Origin of the sequence: Micromonospora sp. NPDC057141, assembly GCF_042670805.1 — a bacterium.
Classification (GTDB): Bacteria; Actinomycetota; Actinomycetes; order Mycobacteriales; family Micromonosporaceae; genus Micromonospora.
In genome coordinates this window covers 28,959-50,730 of record NZ_JBHUVA010000008.1, presented here as the reverse complement: position 1 = coordinate 50,730, position 21,772 = coordinate 28,959, and the positions used below count along the sequence as shown (strand labels likewise).

Sequence of the window (21,772 nt, the reverse complement as noted above, 5' to 3'; positions counted from 1 at the left end):
AGCGGACCTTTCCCGGAGGAAGGACGACCATGCTCGTATCACCCGGCTCGCGCGCCGCCACCCTGGCGGCCTGCGGGGCGCTGCTCCTCGCCGGTGCCGGCTGCGGCACCGACAAGCCCGAGGAGGCGACCACCACCCCACAGGTCCGCCTCTACGGCAGCGACGGCAACATGACCAACGGGTTCACCGCGGAGCTGAAGGAGCGCGCCGATCTGCTCGACGGCATGAAGGGCACGACCCCGCTCACGCCGTTGCCAGAATCGTTCAAGAACCGGCTCAGCACCATCAACTCGAAGCTGCCCGACTTCCTCTACTCCGCCGAGACGTACGACGCGGTCGTGATCAGCGCGTTGGCCGCGCAGCTGGCCGGCGGCACCGAGCCGGCCGCGATCGCCAAGCAGATCGTCGGCGTCACCAACAACGGCGAGCGGTGCGAGGAGGCGGCGGACTGCCTGCGGCTGGCGCGGGAGGGCCGGGACATCGAGTACCGGGGCTTGTCGCTCAACCGGGCCGGTTTCACCGACGCCGGGGAGCCGGCCACGGCCAGCTACGCCACCCTGACCTTCGGCCCGGAGAAGATCGACGACGGCAAGACCGAGTTCGTCGGCGCCGGGGACGAGTCGGCCGCGAGCACCAAGAACCCGCCCCGGCCGCACCGGCAGCGCGGCACGAAGGCTGCCTCGGCGCCCCTGGTCCTCGGTGGCCTGCTGCCGCGCACCGGCGACCTGGCCATCGCGTACGCGCCGATGGCCGCCGGGGCCGCGCTCGCCATCAAGGAGATCAACGCCGCGGGCGGGGTGCTCGGCGAGGACGTGGTCTGGGTCGACGGCGACGACGGCACGAACCCGGCCGTGGCCAAGGCCACCGTGGCCGAGCACATCGAGGAGGGCGTGCACGTCATCATCGGCGCCGGTGCATCGGGCATCTCCCGGGCCGTCCTGCCGGACGTGGTGGCCGCCGGCCGGGTGCTCTTCTCGCCGTCCAACACCGACGCGGGCCTGACCTCGATCGAGGACAAGGGGCTCTACTTCCGCACGGCCCCGCCGGACGGCCTCCAGGGGCGCGCGCTGGCCGACGTGATCCTGCGCGACGGGCCGCACCGGATCGCCCTGGTCGCCCGGAAGGACTCCTACGGCGAGGGCCTCCAGGAGAACGTCCGCGCCGAGCTGGAGCGGGCCGGCATCGACGGCGACCGGGTGAAGCTGCTGACGTACGAGCCGCCGGCCGACGCCAAGGCCCCGCCGCTGGACTTCACCGCCGGGGCCCGCGAGATCAAGGAGTACGGCGCGGACGCCGTGCTGGTCATCGGCTTCGGCGAATCCGCGCAGGTGATCCGGGCGCTGGCCGACTCCGGGGTGCAGATCCGGCACTGACGGCACCCGATCCACCGTCGGCCGCCCCCAGGATCACAGGGGCGGCCGACGCGGTTTCGGTGACGGCCGGCGACTCGCGGTCAGCGGCTCCGGCGGCGCTCCAGGAACTCGGTCATCCGCCGCCGCTTCTCCTCGTCCTCGAACAGCACCGCCTGGCTGACCAGGTCGAGGTGCGGGTGGGCGGCCGGAGGCGCATCCACCGCCAGCTTGGTCAGCCGCAGCGCCAGCGCCGACCCCTTCGCCATCTCGTCGAGCAGCCCGTGCGCGGCGGGCAGCAGCTCGGCGGGCTCGTCGACCACCCGGTTGACCAGGCCGATCCGCAGTGCCTCGGCCGCGTCCACCCGGCGGCCGGTGAAGAGCAACTCCTTGGCCCGGGCCTCGCCGACGAGCGCCGGCAGCCGGTGGGTCGCGCCCGCGCCGGCCAGGATGCCCAGCCGCACCTCGGGCTGCCCGAAGGCCGCGCGGGCCGTGCACACCCGCAGGTCGCACGCGTACGCCAGCTCGGCACCGCCGCCCAGCGCCGGCCCGTCCACGGCGGCGACGGTCGGCATCGGCAGGGCCCGGACCCGGGCGAACGCGGCGGAGTTGATCGCGGCGAGCGCGTCGAGCCGGCCGCGCTCGCGGAGCTGGCCGATGTCCGCCCCGCCCGCGAAGATCCCCTCGCTGCCGCCGGTGAGCAGCAGCAGCCGGGGGCGGGCCTCCAGGTCGGCGCAGACGGCGTGCAGCTCGGCGATCAGCTCGGCGTCGATCGCGTTGCGCTTCTCCGGCCGGTCCAGCGTCACCACGAGTCGGTCGGGGCGCTCCTCGATGCGCAGCCCGCTCACCGCTTCCCGCCCTCGTCCCAGCGGTAGAAGCCCTGCCCGGACTTCCGGCCCAGCTTCCCCTCGGCGACCATCTCCGCCAGCAGCGGCGGCGGCGCGAACCGGTCCCCGTACGCGGCCTGGAGGGTGCGGGCGATGTCGAGCCGGACGTCCAGCCCGACCAGGTCGGTCAGCTCCAGCGGGCCGACGGGGTGCCGGTAGCCCAGCACCATGGCCTTGTCGATGTCGGCGGGGCTGGCCACCCCGTCGGCGACCATCCGGATCGCCTCCAGGCCCAGGGTCACCCCGAGCCGGGAGGTGGCGAAGCCGGGCAGGTCGCGTACGACGACGGGGTCCTTGCCGAGCCGGCCGGCGAGCGCGACGGCCGCTGCGGTGGTCTCGTCGGCGGTGGCCGGGCCCACCACGACCTCCAGCAGCGCCATGGCCCAGACCGGGTTGAAGAAGTGCAGGCCGAGGAAGCGCTCGGGCCGGTCCAGCCCAGCGGCCAGCTCAGCGATGGCGATGCTGGACGTGTTGCTGCCGAGCAGTGCGGGGCGCAGGGCGGCGGCATCGTGCAGCACCGCCCGCTTGAGGTCGAGCCGCTCGGGGACGGCCTCCACCAGCACGTCCGGCCCGGGCACGACCTCGCCGACCGACCCGCGCAGCGTCAACCGCTCCCGGTTGGCCGCCGCCGCATCGGCGGTGAGCTTCCCGCGCTGCACCGCCCGCTCCCACAGCTCGCCGAGCCTCGCCCCGGCGGCGGTGGCCCGGCCCGGGTCGACCTCCACCAGCTCGACGCGGTATCCCGCGCCGGCCGCCACGTAGGCGATGCCGAGGCCCATCGTGCCGGCCCCGACCACGACAAACCGACCGCTCATGACGTCTCCTCGCTCCGGCCGGCGCGCGGGTTCTCCGCCGTGCCGGGGCGCTCGCTGCACTGGCTCATGGGTGCGACCCTATGCAGCACCGCCACCCGGCGGATGCGTGGGGGCGCGTCGATCCGGGTAAGGACGGCCGTCAACCGAGGGAAGGACCGACATGAACCAGGCATCGGAGAGCGTGGAGACCAACGAGGCAGTGGAGACCCGGGGCGACGAGCGGGTCGACCTGCTCCGCGCGGACACCAACAACGACGGGAAGACCGACGTCTGGGTGGTCGACACCGACGGCGACGGCCGGGCCGACCTGTTCCAGTTCGACACCGACGGCGACGGCAAGGTGGACATCACGATGGTCGACCTCGACGAGGACGGCACCCCCGACGAGGTCGTCGACGGCGACGGCGGCCTCCCGCCCGAGCCACTCCCCCCGACCGTCCAGGCCTGAGGTGCAAGGAGGGGCCCCCTGTTAACACATTCTGTATGGCAGGGGGCCCCTGTTAACACCTGCGGCCCGTCAGGGTCAGCGTCGCCAGGTAGTACGGGGCGTCCCGGTCGTCCACGTCGGCCAGCCGCCACGGGGTGCCGCGTACGAGGTCGGCCAGCTCGGCAACGGAGCAGACCAGGTAGTCGAACCACTCGGTGCCCAGCTCGCGGTAGCGCAGCCTCAGCCGCAGCTGACCGCCGAGCCGGCCACGCCGCCGGTTGCGCTCGTGGTAGCCGGTGTGCACGGGGTCGCTGGTGCCGTACGGGTCGGTGCCGTGCGCGATGACCTGCGCTCCGGGCCGGGCGAGTGCGGCCAGGGCGGCGAGGAACGCCGGTGCCCGCTCCCGCCCCTCGATCAGCCCGAGGTTGTTGCCGAGCAGCAGGAAGGTGTCGTACCGCCGGCCGTCGGCGACGTGCTCCTCGACCGTGCTGTGCACCAGGTCGCGTACGCCGCGCCGCCGGCACACCTTCAGCGCCCCGAGTGAGGTGTCCAGCCCGGTCACCGGCGCGCCGCGCTCCTGGAGCAGCAACGCGATGCGGCCGGCGCCGACACCGACGTCCAGCGTCTCGCCGCGCACCCGGTCCACGGCCCGATGGTCGTACGGCTGCCAGTCCTCGGGCCCGGCCAGGTAGTGGGCGGCGGGGGCGCCGTTGATCAGGCCGTCGTCCCGCTCGATGACCTCGATGACCGGCCGGGGCAGCCGCCCCCCGGCCAGCGGCCGGGCACCGATACCGCTGTGCACGGCGAGCGCGTCCCGCAGCAGCTCACCGAAGACGTCGCCGATCCTGGGCTCCCCGGTCACGGGGTTCACGCTATCCCCGCTACCCCCGGTCCGCTCGGCCGTATCCTGGCGGCGTGACCACCTTGGACCGGCTGGGTGCCGAGAAGTACGTGCTGTTGACCACGTTCCGCAGGGACGGGCGGGCGGTGCCCACACCGGTGTGGGTGGTCCGCGACGGTGACGCGCTCGCCGCGTGGACCGTCTCCGACTCCGGCAAGGTGAAGCGGATCCGGCGCAGCGGTGAGGTCACGGTCGCCCCGTGCGACGTGCGGGGCCGGCCGCACGGGGCGGCGGTGCCCGGCCGGGCGACGATCTGCGATCCGGCGCAGACCCGCCGGATCCGTGAGTTGCTGAAGCAGAAGTATCGGCTGGTGGGCCGCCTCAGCCTGCTGGGAAGCCGGCTGCGCCGGGGCGAGGGCGGCACGGTGGGCATCCAGGTGACCCTCGCCGACGCGGCCGGGCCAGGAGGCGACGCAGCCGGGCCAGGAGGCGACGCAGCCGGGCCAGGAGGCGACGCAGCCGGGCCAGGAGGCGACGCGGCCGGGTGAGGGGCCCGGCGAGAGGGCTGGACACGGATCAGGGGTGGCAGATGCGCTCTGCCACCCCTGATCCGAACGTCTGAAGGAACGTGCTCAGTCTCCCTGGCGTTGCTGGGGGATCTGCCCCTGCAGCAGGGCGCGAACCTCCGACTCGCGGTAACGGCGGTGGCCGCCCAGGGTACGGATGGCGCTGAGCTTGCCAGCCTTGGCCCACCGGGTCACCGTCTTCGGGTCGACACGGAACATCGACGCCACCTCGGCCGGTGTGAGCAGCGGCTCCGGTTCGTGCGTTCGCGATGCCATATCGGTCACTCCTCCACAGGTATAGACATCGGCCGGGGTCCCGCCGGCCGACGCGTCTCCCATGGTCCGGCTAGTCCCCGATGTCCGACATGGGCCGAACGGCCGAAGGTCCCTAGACGGACGGATGAACCATGCCCGATTTATACAACTAATACACGCCAGAAACCGTCATATTCGGACTCATAATCACTGGTCGTGATGCTCCAATTACGAGAGCATCTCGCCTTGGGAGCGTTTCCATGGGTGTTTTGCGCCCCCTTGGACGGGTCTTTGCCCAGGTCAGGGCTAGTTGCACCGCTCCAGCAACTGGACCGCCCGCCACCGCGCGACCAGCCGGTCGTACGCTGCCGACGCCTCCTCGGCCTCACCTTTGGACAGCCCCGCGAGGCCGCCTGCGACGAGCGCCGGGGAGTCGTCCTCGACGAGGGTCTCGTCGGAGAGCAACTGGACCAGGCCGCCGTAGTCCAGCTCCACCACGGAGCGCGGATGGAACTCCTCCAACCAACGCGCGGCCTCCTCGACCGCTTCGGTGATCGGTGCCTCGCCGACGGTCTTGCGCAGCACCGACAGCGCCCGGGACGACCGGCGGCGGGCCTTGGAGATCTCCGTCCGGTACCGCAGCGCGCGCCGCCCGGGCCGGGTCACCAGGTCCCGCTCCTCGAAGTCGAACAGGACGAACCAGCGCAGTGGCACGCCCCACGTGGCGATCTGCTCGTGCACCCGCGGTACGCCGTGCTCCAGCACCCGGGCCCCGCTGCGCCAGTCCTCCACGACCGCCTTGGCCTGCCCGGCCAGGACCGGCGGCACGAACGCGTCGGCCAACACCGACGGCACACCGTCGCGGGCACTCAGCGCCGCCTCGGCCACCCGGATCCGCAGGTTCCACGGGCAGACCAGCAGGGCGTCGTCGACCTCCAGGACGTACGCCTCCTCGGGCAGGTCGGGCAGGCGGGTCCAGCCCGCGCCGAGCGCCTCGATGACCGCCGTCCGCTGCCGCAGGGGCCCCTCCGACGGGGCCACCGCCCGCCCCTGTTGCACGTAGCGCCGCCAGAAGGACTGGCGATCCCGGTCGAAGGCGGTCAGCGGCTCGTACACCCGCAGGTACGAAGCGAAGAGCGACGGCACGGCGCGATCCTCCCACGAGACGGAACCCGGACGCCCGCAGCGCCCCCGGTCAGGCACGTTGGGCCTCGGACGCCGCGAACCGGGCGCGCTGCGCCGACGGCACGGCGTCGGCCGATACTAGGCTCGACAGCACCGGCACCACCCCGCCGGGCGCGCCACCAGGTCCGCGTCCCACAAGGACGCACACCGTCACAGGAGTCAGCCATGGGCGTTTTCACCAGCACCGACGACCCGTCATCCACCGGCCACGAGCAGGTCGTGTTCTGCCAGGACACGCAGACCGGCCTCCGCGCGATCATCGGCATCTACTCCACCGCGCTGGGCCCCGCGCTCGGCGGCACGCGCTTCTACCCGTACGCCAGCGAGGAGGCCGCGCTGGCCGACGTGCTCGACCTGTCGCGCGGCATGGCGTACAAGAACGCGCTCGCCGGGCTGGACCTGGGCGGCGGCAAGGCGGTCATCTGGGGCGACCCGGAGCAGCTCAAGAGCGAGCCGCTGCTGCGCGCGTACGGCCGCTTCGTGGAGTCGCTGAACGGCCGCTACCACACCGCCTGCGACGTCGGCACGTACGTCGCGGACATGGACGTGATCGCCCGGGAGACCCGCTACGTCACCGGCCGCAGCGTCGAGCACGGCGGCGCCGGGGACTCGTCGGTGCTGACCGCCTGGGGCGTCTTCCAGGGCATGCGGGCCGCCGCCGAGCACGTCTGGGGCGCGCCCACCCTCAACGGCAGGCGGGTCGGCGTGGCCGGGCTGGGCAAGGTCGGCAAGCACCTGACCCGGCACCTGCTCGACGACCACGCCGAGGTGGTGGCGACCGACGTCGCCCCCCGGGCGCGCGAGTGGGTGCGCGCCAACCACCCGCAGGTCGAGCTGGTCGACGACGCCGCCGCGCTCGTCGCCGCCGACATCGACGTGTACGCCCCGTGCGCGCTGGGCGGCGCCCTGGACGACGACACGGTGCCGGCGCTGCGGGCGAAGGTGGTCGCCGGAGCGGCGAACAACCAGCTCGCCCACCCGGGCATCGAGAAGCTGCTCGCCGACCGGGGCATCCTCTACGCACCCGACTACGTGGTGAACGCCGGCGGGGTGATCCAGGTGGCCGACGAGATCGAGGGCTTCAACTTCGAGCGGGCCAAGCTCCGGGCCACCCGCATCTACGACACCACCCGGCAGATCCTGCGGCTCGCCGACGACGAGGGGGTGCCCCCGGCGGTGGCGGCGGACCGACTCGCCGAGCGCCGGATGGCCGAGGTCGGCCGGCTGCGCACGATCCACCTGCGGTGAGGACCATCGCGCAGTGGGGAGACCACGCGCTGCGGTGAAGGTCACAGCTCGACCCGGGGGTGGGCGCGGCCCCCGGGTCGAGCGACCGGGCAGGGCCCGGCGGCGGACGGCGTTAAGCTGGAAATCGGGGTGATTACTGCCCAACTGACCGATGTCATGGGTGGTTCGGCAACCGCCCCTTACCTCGGTACAATCGGTGACGGCCGGATGACTGCGACGCGCAGAGCCGGCCTGCGGTAACCCGAGGTGCCGAAGGGCGGCATCCCCATGTACCGTAAGAGCCACGAGAGATGCCTGACGTCATCGGGGCCCGCCTTCGGGCTGCCCCGAATTCTGTGCGAGGGGGTCGAGCCATGGGGCGCGGCCGTGCTAAGGCCAAGCAGACGAAGGTGGCCCGGGAGTTGAAGTACCACTCCCCGAACACCGACCTCACCGCCTTGCAGCGCGAACTGGCGGGTGCTGGTAAGTCGAACCACGACTTCGACGACGACTACAAAGAGTATGTCGACGACGACGACGAGGATCATGCGGACGAGGACCCGGACCCATGGGTCCGCCCGACCCGTTGACCCCCGGGAGCAGCTGAGCACGCGGTAGTCCGCGTGCTTGCGTATGCGCCCGTCCCGGGGCCGGCGTGCCAACCGATGATCAAGGATCTGTCCACCGGATCTCATTCCGGGCGATCGGCAGGTCCTTGATCTCGGAGCCGTACCCTCAGCGGGGCCGGTTGTTCCAGTTGTAGAACGTCGGGATGTTCTCGAAGTGGTTCCAGGCGCACACCGCGCTCGCGCCATCTCCTCCCGCCGCCTCCGACCGCAGCCGGCGCGCGTCCTCCGCCTCCTGGAGCAGCGCGACGAGCCCGTCTGCGGTGTCCCGCACCCGGTCGGCGACCGGGCCCTCCGTGGCCCCTCCGACGCGCTCAGGCTGCCGGTGTCCGGTGTTCTCGGGCATGGTCCAACACTCCCTCCAGTAAGCGGATCTTGCTGTTGCGGCAGTGCTCGGTCTCCGTACCGTCGAAACGCCCCAGCTCGAAGTAACGGTTGGCGGCGTGCCCGCCCCCGCAGAACCCGAAGTATGGGCAGGACGCCCGGCACGCCTCCACCCCGGCCAGGAACTCGCCCACCCAGGGTGTCGCCCGCTCCGCGTCGGCCACGATCTCGGCCAGCGGGGCCGTCAGCACGTTGCCGCTGCTGAAGTCGCCGTACCGGGGGTCGGAGAAGCCGGCCAGCTCCGGGGAGAGCACGACCACCGACCCGTCGTGGCCGACCGTGGGGATCGGGTCCAGCCGCCGGGGCAGCAGCCCGTCGGCACTGCCGTCGAGGACCGCCGCCGCGTACCGCAGCGACCACTCCACCTCGCGCAGGTGGATGCGGGGGTCCCGGCGCCAGGCGGCCACCAGCTCCGCCCAGAACGCCCGCACCCGCGCCGCCTCGTGGGCGTTGCTGCGGGTGTTCACCCCCTCCGTCTCCTCGATGTTGACGCCCAGCACCTCGCAGCCCAGGCCGAGAAAGTAGTCGTACAGCTCGGCGGCCCGCCCCGGCTCCGGGTCGTTGACCACGGCCAGGGCCGAAAAGGGCAGCCCGTGCCGGCGCAGCGCCGCCACCCCCCGCACGATCCGGTCGTACGCCGGCCGGCCGGCCCGGGTGACCCGGTCGCCGTTGCGCCCGCGTGGCCCGTCCACGCTCACGCTGACCCGCACCCGATGCGCGGCGAGGAACTCGCACCAGGCGTCGTCGATGAGGGTCGCGTTGGTCTGCACGTGGTGCTCGACCTCCGGGCCGAACGGGGCGATCAGCGCGGCCAGGTGCTCCCGGCCGGCCGCCAGGGGCTCGCCGCCGTGCCACACCACCGAGAAGCGGCCGGCCACCGCCCAGCGGTTCACCGAGGCCGCGACCGCCTCGGCGACCGCGACCGGCATCCGCCGGTCGGCCGCCCGCATCGGGAGGTAGCAGTATGCGCAGTCGAGGTTGCAGAGGGTCGTCGGCTGCATCACGACGTACGTCGGGACCGGAGATATCCCCCGCATCCCGCTGAACGGCCGTCCCCGAGCAGCCATCGCCCTCCTTCCCGACCCGAAGGGTGCCCTTCAGGCTAGGCGGCGACGGCCACTCGGGTGAACCCCCGACCAGATGCGAATGAATCAATGCCTCTCGATATTAGCCCCGGGTGTGCTGGCCGACCATCTGCACCTTGCCGGTGCCCTCGATGATCTCGCCGGCCTGCCAGGCGTCCACGCCCCGCCCGGTCAGCGTGGCCAGCGCGCGGTCCGCGTCCTCGGCGGAGACGATGGCGAACATCCCGACGCCCATGTTGAACGTCGACTCCATCTCATGGTCCTCGATCCGGCCCTTGGACTGGATCAGGTCGAAGATGGGCTGCGGCTTCCACGTGGAGCGGCTGACCACCGCGTCGACGTGCTCCGGCAGGATGCGCACCAGGTTGCCCGGGATGCCGCCGCCGGTGACGTGCGCGATCGACCGCACCTCGGCCTCGGCGATCAGCTTGAGGCAGTCCTGGGCGTAGATCTTGGTCGGGGTGAGCAGCTCCTCGCCGAGGGTGCGCTGCCGGCCGAAGTCCTCGATCACCACGTCCAGCCGCATCCGGCCCGCGCCCAGCAGCACGTGCCGCACCAGGGAGTAGCCGTTGGAGTGCAGGCCCGAGGAGCGCATGGCGATGACCACGTCGCCGGTCTCCACCCGCTCCGGGCTGAGGATCTCGCTCTCCTCCACCACCCCGACGCCCGTGGCGGAGACGTCGTACTCGTCCGGGCGCAGCACGCCGGGGTGCTCGGCCGTCTCGCCGCCGAGCAGCGCGCAGCCGGCGTACCGGCAGCCGTCGGCGATCCCGGCGCCGATCTCGGCCACCTTGTCGGGGACGACCTCACCGCAGGCGATGTAGTCGAGCAGGAACAGCGGCTCGGCCCCGCACGCCACCAGGTCGTCGACGACCATCGCGACCAGGTCGATGCCGATCGTGTCGTGGATGTCGAGCTGCTGGGCGATCACCAGCTTGGTGCCCACACCGTCGGTGGAGGACGCCAGGATCGGGTTCTTGTATTTCTTCGTGTCCAGCCGGAACAGGCCGGCGAAGCCGCCGAGATCGCCCATGACCTCCGGGCGACGGGTCTGCTTGACCTTGGACTTGAGCAGCTCGACCGCCCGATCGCCCGCCTCGATCGAGACGCCGGCGTCCGCGTACGAGACCGAGCGTTTGCGCGCCGAGCGGCCGTTGCCGGCCGTCCAGGGCTGGCGGTCGCCGCCGGCGCCGGTCGGGCTGCTTCCTGTGCCGCTGCGCTCGGAAACGTGCGTCACGGTTCTCCCCTTTTGTGGTTCTCGCGGGGGCCGGCGGTGGCCGGTCGGCCCGCGTCGGGCGGTGCTATGGGCGGTGTACGGTCGCGCCGCCCGAAGTGGCGACGAGCGGTGGGACGGCGTGCCCGGGGGTATCCGGGGCATCGACGACCCGGCGTCCCACCCCTTCGAGCACGTGCTTGCCGATCAGGTTCCCGGCCGGCAGCTCGATCGGGTATTCCCCATCGAAGCAGGCCCGGCAGAGCCGGGTCCTCGGCTGCTCGGTCGCGGCGATGAGGCCGGACAGCGAAACATAGCCCAGCGTGTCGGCGCCGATGGACCGCCGGACGCCCTCGTTGTCCAGCCCGTTGGCCAACAGCTCGGCCCGGGTGGCGAAGTCGATGCCGTAGAAGCACGGCCAGTTGACCGGCGGGGAGGAGATCCGCACGTGGACCTCCAGCGCGCCCGCCTCGCGCAGCATCCGCACGATCGCCCGCTGGGTGTTGCCGCGCACGATCGAGTCGTCGACCACCACCAGCCGCTTGCCCCGCACGTTCTCCCGCAGCGGGTTGAGCTTCAGCCGGATGCCGAGCTGGCGCAGGGTCTGCGACGGCTGGATGAACGTCCGGCCGACGTACGGGTTCTTCATCAGGCCGGCGCCGTAGGTGATGCCGGACTCCTCGGCGTAACCGATGGCGGCCGGCGTGCCGGACTCCGGCACCGGGATGACCAGGTCGGCCTCGACCGGGTGCTCCTTGGCGAGCTGGCGGCCGATCTGCACCCGGGCGGCGTGCACGTTGCGCCCGGCGATGGTGGCGTCCGGACGGGCGATGTAGACGTACTCGAAGAGGCAGCCCTTCGGCTCGGGCGAGGCGAACCGGGCCGAGCGCAGGCCGTTCTCGTCGATGGCGATCAGCTCGCCCGGCTCCACCTCGCGGACCACGCTCGCGCCCACGATGTCGAGCGCGGCGGTCTCGCTCGCCACCACCCAGCCGCGCTCCAGCCGGCCGAGGACCAGCGGGCGCACGCCGTGCGGGTCGCGGGCCGCGTAGAGCGTCGACTCGTCCATGAAGACGAAGCTGAACGCCCCGCGCAGCTGGGGCAGCACCTCCAGCGCGGCTGCCTCGACCGAGAGATCCGGACGGCTGGCCAGCAACATCGTCACCAGTGAGGTGTCGCTGGTCGAGCCGTCGGCGGCCAGACCCCGCTCGGCCACCTCGCGCTGCAACTCGGCGGTGTTGACCAGGTTGCCGTTGTGGGCCAACGCGATGGTGGTGCCCGCGCTGGTGGACCGGATCGTCGGCTGGGCGTTTTCCCAGGTCGACCCACCGGTCGTCGAGTATCGCGCGTGCCCGATCGCCAGGTGACCACGCAGGCTCGCCAGGGTGGGCTCGTCGAAGACCTGGGCCACCAGGCCGAGATCCTTGTAGACCACCACCCCGGAGCCGTCACTGACGGCGATCCCGGCGGCCTCCTGACCGCGGTGCTGGAGGGCGTAGAGCCCGAAGTAGGTCAGGTTGGCGACCTCTTCCCCGGGCGCCCAGACGCCGAAGACGCCGCAGGCGTCCTGGGGGCCGGGTCGCTGGGGATCAAGGTCGTGGCTCAGCCGGCCGTCGCCTCGGGGCACCTGCCGCTCCCTCATGCTGGTCGGGACTGGCCGGGCGGGACCGAAGCGCTGGTCCGCGTTGCCCGGCCGGGACCACTGTCGTCGCCTGACAGTGTACGCGAATCGCTGTCAATACAGAAAGTCACGACTCACCTCCGGTAAGTGATCGCACGGGTGGATTATTCGCCCAGGTGGAGCGGAAGGTGCGCGGAGAGGTCGGCGCGAACCCCGCTGACCCGCACGCGACCCTCGGTGACCGCGTCCGCCCAGCTCCGCCGGCCCGTCGCGAGCTCCAGCCAGGTGGTCGGATCCAGCTCGACGACGTTCGGCGGGGTGCCCCGGGTGTGTCGGGGACCAGGAATGCACTGAACTGCACCGTAAGGTGGGACACGCACCTCCACCGATCGGCCGGGGGCACGCTCCGTCAGGACGGTCAACAAGGCACGGACCGCCTCCCGGAACACCGGCCGTTCGGGGGCACGACCCTCGTCGAGCGCGGCGAGCGCCTCGGCGACCGCTGCGGACTTAATGTGCGGAGAGGACACGACGGGACGATACGACCCGGCTCCGGCGCTTCGACAATGGCCCTGGGTCGCGCCGATCCGGTCAGACAAGGCATAGTTGCCGACGGCGTATTCGTACCGTGATGATCCCCGGCCCGGCGCCCCGCCGGCCAGGGAAGTCAGACCGGAAGGCGGTGGACGTGTCAACACACCGACGTGCCTGGCAGCAGCGGGCGGGTGTGGTCGTGGCGCTGGTAGTCGGCGCCCTGCTCGCCGCCCCCGCCACACCCGCCCTGGCCGCCGAGGTCAGCGTCACGCCCGGCTCGCTCAACCTGAACGCCGGCAGCGACGCCACGGTGAGCGTCAAGGTGACGCCCAGCGACGGCGACGGGAGCGCCCGGATCAGCCTCACCGGGCTGCCGGCCGGCGTGAGCTGCACGAGCGGCTGTGGCCAGATCAACTTCAACGGTCAGGCCGCGAGGACCCAGCTCCTGACGATCAAGGCCAGCGACAGCGCGCCGGACGCCGGCGGGATCAACGTCACGGTCCAGGTCGAGCCCGACCAGTCGGACTCCACCACCGGCAGCTTCCAGCTCACCGTGAAGGCGAAGACCACGCCGACGACCCCCGCCCAGGTGCAGACCGTGAAGTCGGTCTCCGGCAAGGTGGTCGCGACGGCCAACGGCGAGGCGGTGCCGAACGCCGTCGTCATGCTCCAGGACGGTGCCGGAAAGCGCTTCGAGACCACCAGCAACGGCAGTGGAAACTTCAGCTTCACCGGCAGCACCGACAGGCCGATCGTCCCTGGGCGGCTCAGCATCGGCGCGATCCAGGGCACGGTGAACGTGACCAAGTCCTTCACCGCGAGCGCCGGGCAGAGCGTGACCGGGCAGCGGCTCAGCCTCGCGATCAAGGTCGAGGTGAGCCCGAGCCCCAGCCCGTCGGCCAGCGAAGAGCCGCTGCCGACGGACGAGGCGACCGAGGACACCACTGAGGAGCCGACGGTGGCCGCCCCCGGTGGCGCGAACAACGCCGCCGCCACCGAGGACGACAGTGGCATGTCCTGGCTGCTCATCCTGCTCGGCGGCCTGTTCGTGGCGGTCGGCGTCGGCACCATCGTGCTGCTCTGGATGAAGCGCCGGGAGAACGGCGACGACGTCGACGACGCCCCGAAGGGCGCCGCGGCGGCGGGCGCGATCCCGGCCGCCCGGGGGGCGTACGGCGGGGCGGACGACCAGACGCGGGTGGTGAACCGGGTCGGCGCCGGGCCCGACCCGACGATGGTCGGCGGCACCTCGCTCAGCGACGCTCCGACGATGATGCACCGGCCGGTCGTCGACGACGTCCCGCCGGACCCCTACGCCGCTCCGCCGGCCCCGTACGGCGCGGGCGGCCCGCAGCAGGGCGGCTGGTCCGGCGGTGGCTACGGCGACGAGCCTCAGACCGGCGGGTACGGCGCGGCCGGCGGCTACGGCACCGCCCCGGCCTCCGGCGGTAGCTACGGCAACCCCGGCGGCGGGTACGGGACCGAGGCCCCCGCCTCGGGCGGCGGCTACGGCGGTGCCCCGGCCTCCGGTGGAGGCTACGGCGGTGCCCCGGCCTCGGGCGGCGGCTACGGCGGCGCACCGGCCTCAGGAGCCGGGTATGGCAGCGCACCGGCCTCCGGCGGCGGGTACGACAACGCCGGCGGCGGGTACGGTGCCGAGGCTCCGACCTCTTCCGGCGGCGGCTACGGCAACCGCGACTACGGCGCGCCCGCGGGTGCGCCGGCCGGCGGGTACCCGGGCCAGGGCGGTGGCGGCTACGGTGGCGAGCGCTACGACGAGCCGACCGGGCGCTACACCGGCGACGGCACCTCCGCCTACCCGCCGCCCGCCGCGGACCCGTACCCGACCAGCACCTACCAGCCGGAGCAGGGCCACGGCGGCTACGGCCAGCCGGAGCCCCCGCAGTACGGCGGCCGGGGCGGCGAGCCCACCGGCGGCTACGGCGCGGCCGAACCCACCGGCGGCTACGGCGGCGGGTACGGCCAGCACGGCCAGCCGGGCGGCGGCTACGACGCCGGCCAGCAGCAGGCCGGCTACGACCAGCGCGGTGGGTACGGCGCCGAGGGCTACGGCCAGCACGGCGGGTACGGCCAGCAGGGTGGCTACGGTCAGGAGCCCCCGCAGCAGCGCGGCGGCGGCTACGACGACCGTGGTTACGAGCAGCCGACCACCTACGACCAGCAGCAGGGCGGCGGCTACTACGGCGACCAGGCCCAGCCGCAGGGCCGGGCCCGGCCCGACAACCCGCCGCCGCAGCAGCAGGACCGGGGCGGCCGCCGGCTGGACTGGCTGGACGACTGACCGGTGCGGGCCGTTGCCGCCCGCACCACCGAGACGACGAGGAAGAGCGGCTGCCCGGGAAGCAGGCATCCGCTCTTCCTTGTGAGCACGTGCGGGTGGTGGGCCGCCCGATCAGAGCTGGACGTCAGTCAGAGCCGGGCGGCGGAGAAGACGCCCTGCCGCAGCACCGGTACCACTCCCGAGACGCCGACCTGGACGGCGACCTCCACGTCCCCGCCGAAGCCGCCCTCGACGAGTTCCCGGCCGGAGACGCAGCCGCGCACGGCGGCCGGGACGTCCGGCGTGGCGGCGAGCGCGGCCAGCGCCATCGCCGCCTCCACCGACAGCCCGCCCGGGACACCGGAGAGCGCGTCGAGCACGCACGCCGCCCCGAGCTGGTCCTCCACGGACGGGCGGAGGGAACCGTCCGGCCAGCGTTCCCCGGAGGCCACCACGCCGACCGGGGCGTCGATCGAGCCGTACCCCTGGTCGGTCAGCCAGCGCCCGACGGCGCGGGCGTTACGCAGGCAGGCCGCGACCACCGGCAGGCCCGTGGCGCTGGCGGCGGCGCTGATCGCCGAACCGTTCGGCGAGGGCAGCACCAGGTCGGCGACGGCCGGCGCGGTGCGCAGGGCCGCCGGGGAGAGCGACCACGGCTGGTCCGGGGTCGTCTGCCGGCGGCCCACGGCGGCGACCGCGCCGACCCGGCGGGCATACTCGGCCGCCTGCTCGCCCCAGGGGAACGGGTGTACCCGCATGCCCCGGGCGACCGCCACCTCCACGGCGGTGGTGAACGAGAGCACGTCCACCACCACCAGGACGGCGCAGACCCGGCCGAGTTCCGCCGCGCCGGCCAGCCCCCAGTCGAACCGGGCACCCGAGCCGGGCTGGGCGAAGACGGTCGCGGTCAACGCCTCAACGCTGGTCGGGCGCGGCAGGCCGACCAGCCTCACCGGTGTCGGAGTCGTCGGTCGCCTCCGCGCCGTCGGCCCGCTGCGGCTCGGCCCCGGCCGGCTGCGGCTCACCGTCGGTCGGCTGCGCCGCACCGGTGTCCGGTGACGGGCCGGTGGCGGCTTCGACGGCGGCCTGAGCAGCCGCGGCGGCGGTCACCGGCTCGCCGGGCACCGCCGACTCCGCGCCGGTCCCCGCGTCCGCCTGCGCGGCCGGTGACCCGGTGGTCTGCGGGGCGGGCGGCCCGGCGGCCGGAACGGGCGACGCTGCCTCGTCGGCGGGCGGTGCCGGCGCTGCGGCGGGCGGTGTCGGCGTCGCCACGGCAGGCTCCACCGGCGTCGCTGCGGCGGGCTGTGCCGATGCCGCAGCGGCGGGCCGTGCGGCCGGGGCGGCCGGCTCGGAGCCGCCGAAGAGCCGGGGCAGCGTGGCGGTGTGCGCGGCGGACAGCTCGTCCAGGCCGATCCGGAACTGGTCGCGCACCTCCAGGGCGCCACCTGCCGTATCGGTGACCCCGATGAGCTCCCACGGCACCCCGCGCTCGGCGCACAGCGCGGTGAACGCCTTCTCGTGGCCGCGCGGCACCGACACCAGGACCCGCCCGGCCGACTCGCTGAACAGGAAGACGAACGGCATCGAGCCGCCGGCGAACTGATCCGGCACCGCGATCACCGCACCGACCCCACTCCGCAGGCAGGACTCGACCAGGCTCTGCGCGAGGCCGCCGTCGGAGAGGTCGTGCGCGGAGCTGAGGTGCCCGACGCGGGCCGCCTCGGCCAGCAGGTCGGCCAGCTGCCGCTCGCGGCCCAGGTCGACCTGCGGCGGGATGCCGCCGAGGTGCTCGTGGGTGACCCAGGCCCATTCGGAACCGGAGAGCTCCACGTGCGTCTCACCGAGCAGGAAGAGCTGGTCGTGGTCGCCGCTGGGGCGGGACACGAAGCCCATCGGCACCCGGCTGGCGACGTCGTCCAGCACACCGAGCACGCCGACCACCGGGGTGGGGTGGATCGCCGCCGCGCCGGTCTGGTTGTAGAAGCTGACGTTGCCGCCGGTCACCGGGATGCCAAGCTCCAGGCAGCCGTCCGCCAGGCCGCGCACGGCCTCGGCGAACTGCCACATCACGCCCGGGTCCTCCGGCGAGCCGAAGTTGAGGCAGTTGGTCACGGCGATCGGCTTCGCGCCGGTCACGGCCACGTTCCGGTACGCCTCGGCCAGCGCCAGCCTGGTGCCGTGGTACGGGTCGAGGCGGGCGTACCGGCCGTTGCCGTCCAGCGACAGGGCCACGCCGAGGCCGGTGCGCTCGTCGATGCGGATGACGCCCGAGTCTTCCGGCTGGGCGAGCACGGTGTTGCCCAGCACGTACCGGTCGTACTGCTCGGTGACCCAGGTCTTGTCGGCGAGGTTCGGCGACGCGATCATGCGCAGCACGGTCTCGCGCAGGGCCTCCGGCGTCGACGGCCGGGGCAGCGTCTCGGCCCGGTCGGCCTGGAGCAGGATCAGGTCGGCCGGCTCGCGCATCGGGCGGGCGTAGACCGGACCGTCGTCGACCAGCGACCCCGGCGGGACGTCCACGACGAGCTGGTCGCGCCAGGTGATCACCAGGCGGCCGGGACGGCCCTCCGGCGACGGCGCGGTGACCTCGCCGATCGCGGTGGCCCAGACGCCCCACTTCTCGGCGGTCTTGAGCACCGCCTCCAGCTTGTCCGGGGCGACGACCAGCAGCATCCGCTCCTGGGACTCGCTGGCCAGGATCTCCTGCGGCTCCATCGACGCCTCGCGCAGCGGGACCCGCTCCAGCCAGACCCGCATGCCGGTGCCGGCGGACGCGGCGGTCTCGGTGAGCGCGCAGGTCAGGCCCGCGCCGCCGAGGTCCTGGATGCCGACGACCAGCTCGGCGTCGTACAGCTCCAGGCACGCCTCGATCAGCAGCTTCTCCATGAACGGGTCGCCGACCTGCACGGACGGTCGGCGCTGCTCGCTGCCCTCGTCGAAGGTGGCGCTGGCCAGCACCGACACGCCGCCGATGCCGTCACGGCCCGTCCGGGCGCCCATCAGCACCACGACGTTGCCGGGGCCGGTGGCCTCCTTCTTCTGCAGCCGGTCGACCCGCAGCACGCCGAGGCAGAGCGCGTTGACCAGCGGGTTGCCCTGGTAGCAGGGGTCGAAGACGACCTCGCCGCCGATGTTGGGCAGGCCGAGGCAGTTGCCGTAGCCGCCGACGCCGGCCACCACGCCGGGCAGCACCCGGGCGGTGTCGGGGTGGTCGGCCGCGCCGAAGCGCAGCGGGTCCATCACGGCGACCGGGCGGGCGCCCATGGCGAGGATGTCCCGCACGATGCCGCCGACGCCGGTCGCCGCGCCCTGGTACGGCTCGACGAAGCTCGGGTGGTTGTGCGACTCGACCTTGAAGGTCACCGCCAGCTCGTCGGAGACCTGGACCACGCCGGCGTTCTCGCCGATGCCGGCCAGCAGCCGGTCGCTCGGCGGGGCCTTCTCGCCGAACTGGCGCAGGTGCACCTTGCTCGACTTGTAGGAGCAGTGCTCGCTCCACATGATCGAGTACATGGCCAGCTCGGCCTGGGTGGGACGCCGGCCGAGGATCTGCCGGATCCGGTCGTACTCGTCGTCGCGGAGGCCCAGCTCGGCGTACGGCTGGAGCTCCTCGGGGGTTTCGGCGGCGCGCGGCACGGTGTCCAGGCCGTGCGCCCAGTCGGCGGCCGGGACGGGCCGGGACGACTCGGGGTGGACCGGCTCGCCGGGACGGGCGGCCGGGTCGACCGGGCCGGCCTGCGGCGCCACGGTGGCCGCGAAGGGCTCCGCCGGGGCGGCCGGGAAGCCGCCCGGGGTCTCCCGTACCGCCGGGTCCGGATGGGTGGTCATGACCTCTCCTCGCTGCGCTCGCCGCCCCGGGGGCGGTGGAGCCGACCGTTGGTGCCGCGCACGGTCACGCCGGCGCCCCCACCAGGTGCTTGAGCACCGAGGTGAAGAAGCCGAGGCCGTCCAGGGAGGGGCCGGTGAGCGCCTCCACGGCGTGCTCGGGGTGCGGCATGATGCCGACCACGTTGCCGGCGGGGTTGGTGATGGCGGCGATGTCGCGCTGTGACCCGTTGGGGTTGCCGCCGACATAGCGGGCGACGACCCGGCCCTCGGCCTCCAGCTGGTCCAGCGTGGCGGCGTCGGCGACGTAGCAGCCCTCGCCGTTCTTGACCGGGACCAGGATCTCCTGGCCGGGCTGGAAGGCGTTCGTCCACGCCGTGCCGGCCGCCTCGATCCGCAGGACCTGGTCGCGGTTGCGGAAGTGCAGGTGCTGGTTGCGGGTCAGCGCGCCGGGCAGCAGGTGGGCCTCGCAGAGGATCTGGAAGCCGTTGCAGATGCCGAGCACCGGCAGGCCGCCCCGGGCGGCGTCCACCAGGGTCTCCATCACCGGCGCGAACCTGGCGATGGCGCCGCAGCGCAGGTAGTCGCCGTAGGAGAAGCCGCCGGGGAGGACGACGGCGTCCACCCCGCGCAGGTCCGGGTCGCCGTGCCAGAGCCGGACCGGCTCCGCGCCGGCGATCTGGACGGCCCGGGCCGCGTCCCCGTCGTCGAGCGAGCCGGGGAAGGTGACCACACCGACCCGGGCGGTCACGGGTGCGCGCCTGCGGTCTCGTCGGTCTCGACCAGGCGGACGGTGAAGTCCTCGATGACCGGGTTGGCGAGCAGCTTGTCGGCGATCTCCCGGGCCCGGTCCAGGTCCGGTTCACCGGTGAAGTCGATCTCGATCCGCCTGCCGATCCGGACAGAGGCGACGTCGCTGACGCCGAGCCGGGGCAGCGCGTTTGCGACGGCCTGGCCCTGAGGATCGAGGATCTCGGGCTTGAGCATGACGTCGACGACGACGCGAGGCACTGGGCACTCCTGACTGTGTACGCAGTTGGGTGCCGACCCACAACGGGCGAGCGCAGCCAGCCTACCTGGCAGATACCGCCTCAGCCGCACCGGCCGGGCGCAGTTCAGGCAGTGATCAACATAACCGGCGGGACGCGGGGCCGCACCGCGTCCGATCCCACGCGAAACGTCCCGGAGCAGGCGGTTCACCACGCCTACGGTCGCCAAATTGTTACATCGGCCAGTCTCGATCAAACCCTTGCCGCCAGAAGTGGCCACCCCTAGTATCCATCGGCACAGGTCAATAGAGGCCCTGGCGGGTGACCCCCGCGCCCGCCGGAACGACCGACCCGGCGACACCGGGTCCTAGGCAAGGAGTACGTCCCGATGCGTATCCGTTCCCTGCTCGCCGTGGCCGGCGCCGCCCTGGCCGGCGTCCTCGGCGTCACCAGCGGTGCCACCGCCGCCCCGGCCGGCCCCCAGCCCATCATCGGCGGCGGCACCGTCTCCTCCGCCCCGTGGGCCGCCGCCGTGTTCAGCAACGGCTCGTTCACCTGCTCCGGCAGCGTGATCGCCTCCACCTGGGTGCTCACCGCCCGGCACTGCGTCAGCGGCACCATGTCCGTCCGGATCGGCAGCGTCTACTACGCCTCGGGCGGCACCACCCGCACCGTGAGCGCCTCCTACACCCGCTACGACCTGGCGCTGCTGCGGCTCTCCAGCGCGGTCAGCACCTCCACCGTCTCGCTGGCCAGCAGCAACCCGCCGATCAGCTCCACCAACACGATCTACGGCTGGGGCATGACCTGCTACAGCGGCTGCGGCGCCTCCAGTCAGCTCAAGACCGCCAGCGTGCGGGTGACCAGCACCAGCGTCACCGACGCGTACGGCGGCCAGGCGATCCGGAGCACCGAGATCAGCGGCAACGCGTGGCGGGGCGACTCGGGCGGCCCGCAGTTCTACAACGGCCAGCAGGTCGGCGTCGCCTCCACCGCCGACGGCGTGAGCATCCAGAACTACGGCAGCGTCGCGTACAACCGGGCCTGGATCACCTCCGTGGCCGGTGTCTGACGGTTAGCGCCCCCGTCGGCGCGGATGGTCGGCGGAGCGCCGCCCGTCCGCGCCGACCCCTTTTGCAGCATCCGATCAGGTGACCACGGCCGACGAACGGCCGCCCGCCGGTGCGACAGCATCAGAACGTGCTGGTCGTGACGACGGATCAACTGCCCGGCTACGAGATCCGCCAGATCCTCGGCGAAGTGGTGTCCTCGACGGCCAGGACGCGCAACCCGTACCGCGAGGGGGTGAAGAACCTCCGCGGCGGCGCGTACGACCCCATGGCGCCGGACAACCTGACCCGCTGGCGTACGGACTCGGTGGCCCGCCTCGGCGAGGAGGCCCGCCGCCTCGGCGCGAACGCCGTGATCGGCATGCGCTTCGACAGCCGGGACTGCGGCGAGATGTGGATGGAGATCTGCGCGTACGGCACCGCCGTCATCGTGGCCGCCAAGACCCCGGACGTCATGCCCCCGGACCAGCCGATGATCGCCGCCGAAACGGCCCACGACCCGGCAATCGCCGAGGCCCCGGGGGGCATCGCCGAGCCGGCCAGCGCCCCCGACCTCTCCTCGGCCGCCGAAACCCCCACCCGCAACCCGTGA

20 protein-coding genes and 2 pseudogenes are annotated in these 21,772 nt (G+C 73.1%); 8 read left to right on the top strand and 14 right to left on the bottom strand.

Annotated elements, in window-relative coordinates; all coding sequences use genetic code 11:
- The first annotated feature begins 29 nt into the window (after positions 1–29).
- Positions 30–1,373: an ABC transporter substrate-binding protein gene (locus ACFT41_RS07885; RefSeq protein WP_377583308.1), complete on the top strand. Its 1,344-nt coding sequence runs from the start codon at positions 30–32 to the stop codon at positions 1,371–1,373.
- A gap of 80 nt (positions 1,374–1,453) precedes the next feature.
- Here the strand turns inward: ACFT41_RS07885 and ACFT41_RS07880 are convergent, their stop codons facing one another.
- Both ACFT41_RS07880 and ACFT41_RS07875 read right to left on the bottom strand, forming a co-directional pair.
- Entirely contained in the window at positions 1,454–2,197 is a 744-nt protein-coding gene (locus tag ACFT41_RS07880) for an enoyl-CoA hydratase/isomerase family protein (protein ID WP_377583306.1), read from the bottom strand.
- Positions 2,194–3,051, bottom strand: coding sequence for a 3-hydroxyacyl-CoA dehydrogenase family protein (locus tag ACFT41_RS07875; RefSeq protein ID WP_377583304.1), 858 nt, complete (start codon positions 3,049–3,051; stop codon positions 2,194–2,196). Before ACFT41_RS07875 ends, ACFT41_RS07880 begins: the two co-directional genes overlap by 4 nt.
- A gap of 160 nt (positions 3,052–3,211) precedes the next feature.
- Between ACFT41_RS07875 and ACFT41_RS07870 the strand changes: the two genes are divergently transcribed.
- A complete protein-coding gene (locus ACFT41_RS07870; RefSeq protein ID WP_377583302.1) occupies positions 3,212–3,499 on the top strand; it encodes a hypothetical protein in 288 nt (95 codons plus the stop codon).
- Positions 3,500–3,551: 52 nt separating this feature from the next.
- Here the strand turns inward: ACFT41_RS07870 and ACFT41_RS07865 are convergent, their stop codons facing one another.
- Positions 3,552–4,340, bottom strand: a complete 789-nt coding sequence (locus ACFT41_RS07865) for a class I SAM-dependent methyltransferase (RefSeq protein WP_377583300.1) — start codon at positions 4,338–4,340, stop codon at positions 3,552–3,554.
- Positions 4,341–4,393: 53 nt separating this feature from the next.
- Between ACFT41_RS07865 and ACFT41_RS07860 the strand changes: the two are divergent.
- A pseudogene (locus ACFT41_RS07860) lies at positions 4,394–4,771 on the top strand (PPOX class F420-dependent oxidoreductase); the annotation flags it as partial.
- Positions 4,772–4,951: 180 nt separating this feature from the next.
- On the opposite strand, the gene ACFT41_RS07855 reads toward ACFT41_RS07860, so the two are convergent.
- Positions 4,952–5,161, bottom strand: a complete 210-nt coding sequence (locus tag ACFT41_RS07855; RefSeq protein WP_007073996.1) for a BldC family transcriptional regulator — start codon at positions 5,159–5,161, stop codon at positions 4,952–4,954.
- 285 nt (positions 5,162–5,446) lie between these two features.
- A complete protein-coding gene (locus tag ACFT41_RS07850) occupies positions 5,447–6,286 on the bottom strand; it encodes a hypothetical protein (RefSeq protein WP_377583296.1) in 840 nt (279 codons plus the stop codon).
- Between the two features lie 204 nt (positions 6,287–6,490).
- Between ACFT41_RS07850 and ACFT41_RS07845 the strand changes: the two genes are divergently transcribed.
- Both ACFT41_RS07845 and ACFT41_RS07840 read left to right on the top strand, forming a co-directional pair.
- The gene (locus ACFT41_RS07845) at positions 6,491–7,573 is read left to right on the top strand and encodes a Glu/Leu/Phe/Val dehydrogenase (protein ID WP_377583294.1); all 1,083 of its coding nucleotides are present in this window, start codon (positions 6,491–6,493) and stop codon (positions 7,571–7,573) included.
- A 353-nt stretch (positions 7,574–7,926) separates the two neighbouring features.
- Positions 7,927–8,142: a DUF3073 domain-containing protein gene (locus ACFT41_RS07840; protein WP_036373645.1), complete on the top strand. Its 216-nt coding sequence runs from the start codon at positions 7,927–7,929 to the stop codon at positions 8,140–8,142.
- 145 nt (positions 8,143–8,287) lie between these two features.
- Here the strand turns inward: ACFT41_RS07840 and amcA are convergent, their stop codons facing one another.
- The 5 genes from amcA to ACFT41_RS07815 form a co-directional block, all read right to left on the bottom strand.
- Entirely contained in the window at positions 8,288–8,524 is a 237-nt protein-coding gene (gene amcA / locus ACFT41_RS07835) for a multiple cyclophane-containing RiPP AmcA (RefSeq protein ID WP_377583292.1), read from the bottom strand.
- Positions 8,493–9,599 (bottom strand): cyclophane-forming radical SAM peptide maturase AmcB, encoded by a 1,107-nt coding sequence (amcB, locus tag ACFT41_RS07830; protein ID WP_377583290.1) that lies wholly within the window; start codon positions 9,597–9,599, stop codon positions 8,493–8,495. The genes amcA and amcB overlap by 32 nt, the downstream gene beginning before the upstream one ends.
- Positions 9,600–9,729: 130 nt before the next feature.
- On the bottom strand, positions 9,730–10,884 hold the full coding sequence (purM, locus tag ACFT41_RS07825; protein ID WP_377583288.1) for a phosphoribosylformylglycinamidine cyclo-ligase: 1,155 nt from the start codon (positions 10,882–10,884) through the stop codon (positions 9,730–9,732).
- Between the two features lie 64 nt (positions 10,885–10,948).
- Entirely contained in the window at positions 10,949–12,487 is a 1,539-nt protein-coding gene (gene purF, locus ACFT41_RS07820) for an amidophosphoribosyltransferase (RefSeq protein WP_377583286.1), read from the bottom strand.
- Between the two features lie 158 nt (positions 12,488–12,645).
- Positions 12,646–13,011, bottom strand: coding sequence for a sterol carrier family protein (locus ACFT41_RS07815; protein WP_377583284.1), 366 nt, complete (start codon positions 13,009–13,011; stop codon positions 12,646–12,648).
- A 158-nt stretch (positions 13,012–13,169) separates the two neighbouring features.
- On the opposite strand from ACFT41_RS07815, the gene ACFT41_RS07810 reads away from it, so the two are divergent.
- Entirely contained in the window at positions 13,170–15,317 is a 2,148-nt protein-coding gene (locus tag ACFT41_RS07810; protein ID WP_377583282.1) for a carboxypeptidase-like regulatory domain-containing protein, read from the top strand.
- A gap of 128 nt (positions 15,318–15,445) precedes the next feature.
- Here the strand turns inward: ACFT41_RS07810 and ACFT41_RS07805 are convergent, their stop codons facing one another.
- The 4 genes from ACFT41_RS07805 to purS all read right to left on the bottom strand — a co-directional run bounded on the left by ACFT41_RS07805 (position 15,446) and on the right by purS (position 20,132).
- On the bottom strand, positions 15,446–16,207 hold the full coding sequence (locus ACFT41_RS07805) for a 2-phosphosulfolactate phosphatase (RefSeq protein WP_377583280.1): 762 nt from the start codon (positions 16,205–16,207) through the stop codon (positions 15,446–15,448).
- 4 nt (positions 16,208–16,211) lie between these two features.
- Positions 16,212–19,124 (bottom strand): phosphoribosylformylglycinamidine synthase subunit PurL, encoded by a 2,913-nt coding sequence (gene purL, locus ACFT41_RS07800; protein ID WP_377583278.1) that lies wholly within the window; start codon positions 19,122–19,124, stop codon positions 16,212–16,214.
- Positions 19,125–19,188: 64 nt separating this feature from the next.
- Positions 19,189–19,872 carry a phosphoribosylformylglycinamidine synthase subunit PurQ gene (gene purQ, locus ACFT41_RS07795; protein ID WP_377583276.1) on the bottom strand — a complete coding sequence of 228 codons (684 nt, stop codon included), beginning with the start codon at positions 19,870–19,872 and terminating at the stop codon, positions 19,189–19,191.
- On the bottom strand, positions 19,869–20,132 hold the full coding sequence (gene purS, locus ACFT41_RS07790) for a phosphoribosylformylglycinamidine synthase subunit PurS (protein ID WP_043961200.1): 264 nt from the start codon (positions 20,130–20,132) through the stop codon (positions 19,869–19,871). The genes purQ and purS overlap by 4 nt, the downstream gene beginning before the upstream one ends.
- Positions 20,133–20,498: 366 nt before the next feature.
- Between purS and ACFT41_RS07785 the strand changes: the two genes are divergently transcribed.
- Together ACFT41_RS07785 and ACFT41_RS07780 are read left to right on the top strand one after the other, a co-directional pair.
- A complete protein-coding gene (locus ACFT41_RS07785) occupies positions 20,499–21,182 on the top strand; it encodes a S1 family peptidase (protein ID WP_377583274.1) in 684 nt (227 codons plus the stop codon).
- Positions 21,183–21,206: 24 nt separating this feature from the next.
- A pseudogene (locus ACFT41_RS07780) lies at positions 21,207–21,772 on the top strand (YbjQ family protein).

What these genes read in the sequence shown, in the direction of transcription:
- amcA (WP_377583292.1), bottom strand. Translation starts at nt 8,524, where the DNA reads ATGCCCGAGAACACCGGACACCGGCAGCCTGAGCGCGTCGGAGGGGCC.
- ACFT41_RS07840 (WP_036373645.1), top strand. Translation starts at nt 7,927, where the DNA reads ATGGGGCGCGGCCGTGCTAAGGCCAAGCAGACGAAGGTGGCCCGGGAG.
- ACFT41_RS07885 (WP_377583308.1), top strand. Translation starts at nt 30, where the DNA reads ATGCTCGTATCACCCGGCTCGCGCGCCGCCACCCTGGCGGCCTGCGGG.
- ACFT41_RS07870 (WP_377583302.1), top strand. Translation starts at nt 3,212, where the DNA reads ATGAACCAGGCATCGGAGAGCGTGGAGACCAACGAGGCAGTGGAGACC.
- purL (WP_377583278.1), bottom strand. Translation starts at nt 19,124, where the DNA reads ATGACCACCCATCCGGACCCGGCGGTACGGGAGACCCCGGGCGGCTTC.
- ACFT41_RS07875 (WP_377583304.1), bottom strand. Translation starts at nt 3,051, where the DNA reads ATGAGCGGTCGGTTTGTCGTGGTCGGGGCCGGCACGATGGGCCTCGGC.
- amcB (WP_377583290.1), bottom strand. Translation starts at nt 9,599, where the DNA reads ATGCGGGGGATATCTCCGGTCCCGACGTACGTCGTGATGCAGCCGACG.
- ACFT41_RS07845 (WP_377583294.1), top strand. Translation starts at nt 6,491, where the DNA reads ATGGGCGTTTTCACCAGCACCGACGACCCGTCATCCACCGGCCACGAG.
- ACFT41_RS07785 (WP_377583274.1), top strand. Translation starts at nt 20,499, where the DNA reads ATGCGTATCCGTTCCCTGCTCGCCGTGGCCGGCGCCGCCCTGGCCGGC.
- ACFT41_RS07855 (WP_007073996.1), bottom strand. Translation starts at nt 5,161, where the DNA reads ATGGCATCGCGAACGCACGAACCGGAGCCGCTGCTCACACCGGCCGAG.